This window comes from Synechococcus sp. B60.1 (genome assembly GCF_047462555.1).
GTDB lineage: Bacteria > Cyanobacteriota > Cyanobacteriia > Thermostichales > Thermostichaceae > Thermostichus.
On sequence record NZ_JANSJN010000016.1, the window covers coordinates 32,071 to 36,167 of the forward strand.

Consider the following 4,097-nt stretch of genomic DNA (forward strand, 5'->3'; position numbering starts at 1 on the left):
CGGAGGCGATTGAGAACCTGGGCCTCTGCCGTTCTGCCCGGCTCAAACTTTTCTCCATACCAATAGGGCCAGAGGGATAAAGCTACCTCCGCCAGCACCTGCAGACACTCGTCAAGGATGACATCCTGAGCCGGAATTCGGTGCCAAAGCTTGGAGACAAAGACCGTCTCCCGAGTTTCAGCCTCTTCCGCCAAAATTGCCAGCGCCTCCTCCACGGACGGCGCCAGCAACAGCTTTACCTCCCCCTCTTTGCCCAGGTCTGGCCACGAAAGAACGGCCACCTCGCCCTTCCCCCCTGCCTTTCTAACTAACTAAAAATCCTGGCTTGGGATGGGTCGGGGGAGCAAGAGCATCGAAAGCTGGGTCGGCAGGGATTCGAACCCTGGGCCAATCGGTTAAAAGCCGAGTGCTCTACCGCTGAGCTACCGACCCAAGTTTTCAGTTCTTAGAGAGTAACACAACTTTTGTTATATTAACAGAGGCTCTAGCCAGATCCCCAAGGATTTTGCTATTCTAGGTTTAGCCAAACCCTGGGGCTGTAACGGTTTCGACGGGGTGGCGAACAAGGGTTCATGATGCAGGTCGGGCTTGAGCTTATCCCGTTACCACCAGGCTCAACACAGTACGTGCGAACAACGTCGTACCTTTTGCTCGTAAAGCAGCTGCTCTGGCTGCCTAAGGCTCAGTAAAGAATTACCCTGAGCTCGAGGATCCTCCCACGACCCCGTTAAGTGGGCGGATTATAACCCCAACGGGTGCAGCTCTCTTCTCCCGCTCCGTCGAGGGAGAGACTAAGCTTAGGCGGAGACCTCCCGTCGCCGGGATCTAAACGGCGATCCCCGCCTCGAGGGTCAGAGAGGCTAAGCCTGTGAAGGAGTGAACCCCCAGTAACCATCTCGGACACGGGTTCGACTCCCGTCAGCTCCATCTTCAGGCCAACCCTACTTGCCCAGGCCCAGCTAATCCTCGGCTACAAGCGGGGCTTCTGAGTTCCTCTAGAGGTGGATCCAACCTCAACCGGCTTTGCGGGCGGAGGAGCTGCTATTGCTGTGCCCTACAATCAAGGGCAGTGAATTGGAGAAAAGAGAGCCATGCGGCTCATCGATGAACGGGGGCGTCTTCTGGGAAAGGTCAGCCTTCTGGATCTAGGGGCGCTGGCAATTGTGGTGGCGGCGATTGTGGCTGTCCTGTTTCTCCCAGGGCGGCAGGCGGGCAGCGTCGTCCAGGTAGGGGGTGGCCCCACGCTGCCAGTGGAAGTGGATATGATCGTGCGGGGGGTCAGCAGCCGATCCCTGGAACCCTTTCAAGTGGGTCAGAAGGCCGACTTGATCATCCGCAACCAACCCTACGGCCAGGTGGAGGTGGTGCGGATAGAAAATGTCAGCCGCACTGTGCCAGTAGTTTTTCCGGATGGACGGGTTGAAAACTTGCCTGACCCCGAGCCCTATCGTTTTGATCTGGTGTTTACCTTGCGGGGGCGGGGCCAGCGGACGGAAAATGGTTTTGTCCTGGGCAATAACCGCGTCAAAGTTGGCGTTCCCCTGGAGCTGGAGACTTTTAGCTACAACTTGCGCGGCACCGTGATGGAGGTGCGGCTGCTGCAATCGTAGAGAACCCCCACCCTAATGCAGCTACAGGAGATTGCCCAAAGATTGGGATGCACCTACGAGGGGGATCCCACCCTGGAGATCCACGGCGTGGCCAGCCTGGCAGAAGCTCGCCCAGGCGAGCTGAGCTTCCTCAGCGAGGTCCGCTACCTGCCTCTCCTGGAGCAAACCCAAGCCAGCGCCGTCATCGTAGGCGAATCTGTAGTTTTGCCCCGCCCCATCCCCTGCCTGCGGGGCAGGGATCCGCGCTTGCTCTTTGCCCAGGCCATCGAGCTGTTTTACCAACCCTACCGCCTGCCCGTCGGGATCCATCCCACAGCCGTGATCGATCCCAGCGTGGAGTTGGGGGAGGGGGTAGCCATTGGGCCGCATGTGGTGGTGATGGAAGGGGTGAAAATTGGCAACTACACCCAGATCCACCCCAACGTAACCATCTACCCCCACGTGCGGATTGGATCCCGGTGTCAGCTTTTGGCTAACTGCGTTATCCACGAACGCACGGAGATTGGCGACGATTGCCTCATCCACAGCGGCGCCGTGATTGGCGACGACGGCTTTGGCCACATTCCTCTCCCTGATGGATCCTGGCGGCGCATGCCGCAGGCGGGCCGGGTGGTGCTGGAAGACGGCGTAGAAGTGGGCAGCAACACCACCATTGACCGGGCTGCCGTTGGCGAGACGCGCATTGGCCGCGGCACCAAGATCGACAACCTGGTGCAGATTGGCCACGGTGTGCGCACGGGATCCCACTGCTTGATCGTCGCCCAGGTGGGCATTGCCGGCAGTACCCAATTGGGCCACCACGTCATCTTGGGCGGGCAATGTGGCTTGGCGGGGCACCTGCACATTGGCGATGGCGTGCGTGTGGCCGCCCAGACAGGGGTGACCAGCGACATTCCTCCTGGCCAAACAGTAGCCGGCTACCCCCACCAACCCATTGCCGAATGGCGTAGGAGCATAGCAGTCCAACGGCACCTGCCTGAGCTGCAGCGGGCCCTGCGCAAGCTGGAAGCACGGGTAGCCAAGTTGGAGCAAAACAGTGGGAGATAGGGGATCAGGGGTTAACCTGCTGATAGCCAATTCGCTTGCTTGCCCCCACCGCCTAGCCCAAGAAAACACTCCCCTCACCCGCCGGCAACTGGCGGAGCTCATGCCCTCGGCACAGGGGCTGCTCAGCGATGAACCCGAAATGGAACACTCCCTCCACGCCCTGCAGCTTTTGATTCTGGTGAGCTGCCTCAATCGTCCCTGGCAAGACCGCAACGACTACTTCCTCGCCTGGAACCTCACCGTTTACTACAGCCGAGAGCAATTCAAAAACAAAGACTTGCGCGGCCCGGATCTGTTTTTGGTCAAAGGGGTAGAAAACCGCTCTCTGCCTTCTTGGGTGGTGTGGGAAGATCATCGAGCCGCTTTCGGAATCGGCAGCCAAGGTGGATCGGGATGAAGAGCGGGAGCTTTGCGAAAGGGTTTTTAGGACGCCGGAGTACTTTTACTTTTCTCCCGAAACGCAGGAGTTTACGGGCTTGCAACTGAGGGGGGAACGGCATGAGGAGATTGAGCCACCGGAGCAGAGGTGGCGCTGGAGCGAGGTGTTGGGGCTGCGCCTAGGCATTCCTAACCAGCAACTGCGGTACTTTTTCCCCAGTGGGGAGCTGATGCCCACACCAGAAGAAGCTGAGAAGATCGAATGGCAGTGGGCTGAGCAGGAACGGCAACAGGCGGAGCGCCTGGCCCAAAAGTTGCGAGAACTGGGAGTGGATCCCGATACTTTGTAAAGAAAACTGGCCAGCCCAAAATACCTCTCGGAGAACTGGCAATGACCAACCCCAAACCGATTATTGAGGTGCCGGATCCGGTTAATCTACCCGACTGGCCCCCTACCCAAGACGAGCTCCCCTACGACGACGGCGTACCTATGGAAAGCTGGCGACACAAGTGCCAGATGGACTTGCTCATCTCCGTCACCCAAACCTGGCTGCAACAGCGCCCTGATGGCTTTGTCAGCGGCAACATGTTCCTCTACTACAGCTTGGAGCAGACCCGCAGCCGCAATTTCCGAGGGCCTGATTATTTTGTGGTGCTGGGAGTGCCCAAGGGCGAGCGCAAAAGCTGGGTGATCTGGGAGCAGGGCAAAGGGCCAGACGTGGTGATTGAGCTTCTTTCTCCCAGCACTGCCCAGGATGATAAGACAAGCAAAAAGCAGCTTTACGAGCAAATTATCCGGGTGCCGGAGTACTTTTGGTTTGACCCGTTTGAGCCAGAGGACTGGGCGGGGTTTCGGCTGAGGGGCGACCACTATGAGCCGATTGAAGTCGATGCAGAAGGTCGCCTGCCGAGCGCAGTTCTGGGACTATACCTGGTGAAATGGGAAGGCAGGTTTCGGGACATCGAAACCACATGGATTCGCTGGGCCACGCCTGCTGGAGAGCTGGTGCCCACCGAGGCCGAACTGGAGCGGCAAAGGGCTGAACAAGAACGGCAACGAGC

Annotated in this window: 6 protein-coding genes, 1 tRNA gene and 1 other RNA gene; 6 read left to right on the forward strand and 2 right to left on the reverse strand. The window is 58.8% G+C overall.

Going from position 1 to position 4,097, the window contains the following annotated elements; genetic code table 11:
• Both NW863_RS03355 and NW863_RS03360 read right to left on the reverse strand, forming a co-directional pair.
• On the reverse strand, positions 1-281 hold a 281-nt coding region (locus tag NW863_RS03355), incomplete at its 3' end, for a hypothetical protein (RefSeq protein ID WP_414364389.1).
• 79 nt (positions 282-360) lie between these two features.
• A tRNA-Lys gene (locus NW863_RS03360) sits at positions 361-432 on the reverse strand.
• Positions 433-532: 100 nt separating this feature from the next.
• Here NW863_RS03360 and ssrA point away from each other — a divergent pair.
• The 6 genes from ssrA to NW863_RS03390 all read left to right on the forward strand — a co-directional run.
• Positions 533-930: a transfer-messenger RNA gene (gene ssrA / locus NW863_RS03365) on the forward strand.
• A 161-nt stretch (positions 931-1,091) separates the two neighbouring features.
• Positions 1,092-1,610 carry a DUF4330 domain-containing protein gene (locus tag NW863_RS03370; protein WP_414364390.1) on the forward strand — a complete coding sequence of 173 codons (519 nt, stop codon included), beginning with the start codon at positions 1,092-1,094 and terminating at the stop codon, positions 1,608-1,610.
• A 15-nt stretch (positions 1,611-1,625) separates the two neighbouring features.
• Positions 1,626-2,657 carry a UDP-3-O-(3-hydroxymyristoyl)glucosamine N-acyltransferase gene (gene lpxD, locus NW863_RS03375; protein WP_414364391.1) on the forward strand — a complete coding sequence of 344 codons (1,032 nt, stop codon included), beginning with the start codon at positions 1,626-1,628 and terminating at the stop codon, positions 2,655-2,657.
• Positions 2,647-3,054 carry a hypothetical protein gene (locus NW863_RS03380; protein ID WP_414364393.1) on the forward strand — a complete coding sequence of 136 codons (408 nt, stop codon included), beginning with the start codon at positions 2,647-2,649 and terminating at the stop codon, positions 3,052-3,054. The genes lpxD and NW863_RS03380 overlap by 11 nt, the downstream gene beginning before the upstream one ends.
• Positions 3,041-3,385 carry a hypothetical protein gene (locus NW863_RS03385; protein ID WP_414364395.1) on the forward strand — a complete coding sequence of 115 codons (345 nt, stop codon included), beginning with the start codon at positions 3,041-3,043 and terminating at the stop codon, positions 3,383-3,385. The genes NW863_RS03380 and NW863_RS03385 overlap by 14 nt, the downstream gene beginning before the upstream one ends.
• Positions 3,386-3,426: 41 nt before the next feature.
• Positions 3,427-4,097, forward strand: a 671-nt coding sequence (locus NW863_RS03390) for a Uma2 family endonuclease (protein ID WP_414364397.1), incomplete at its 3' end; no start/stop codon positions are given.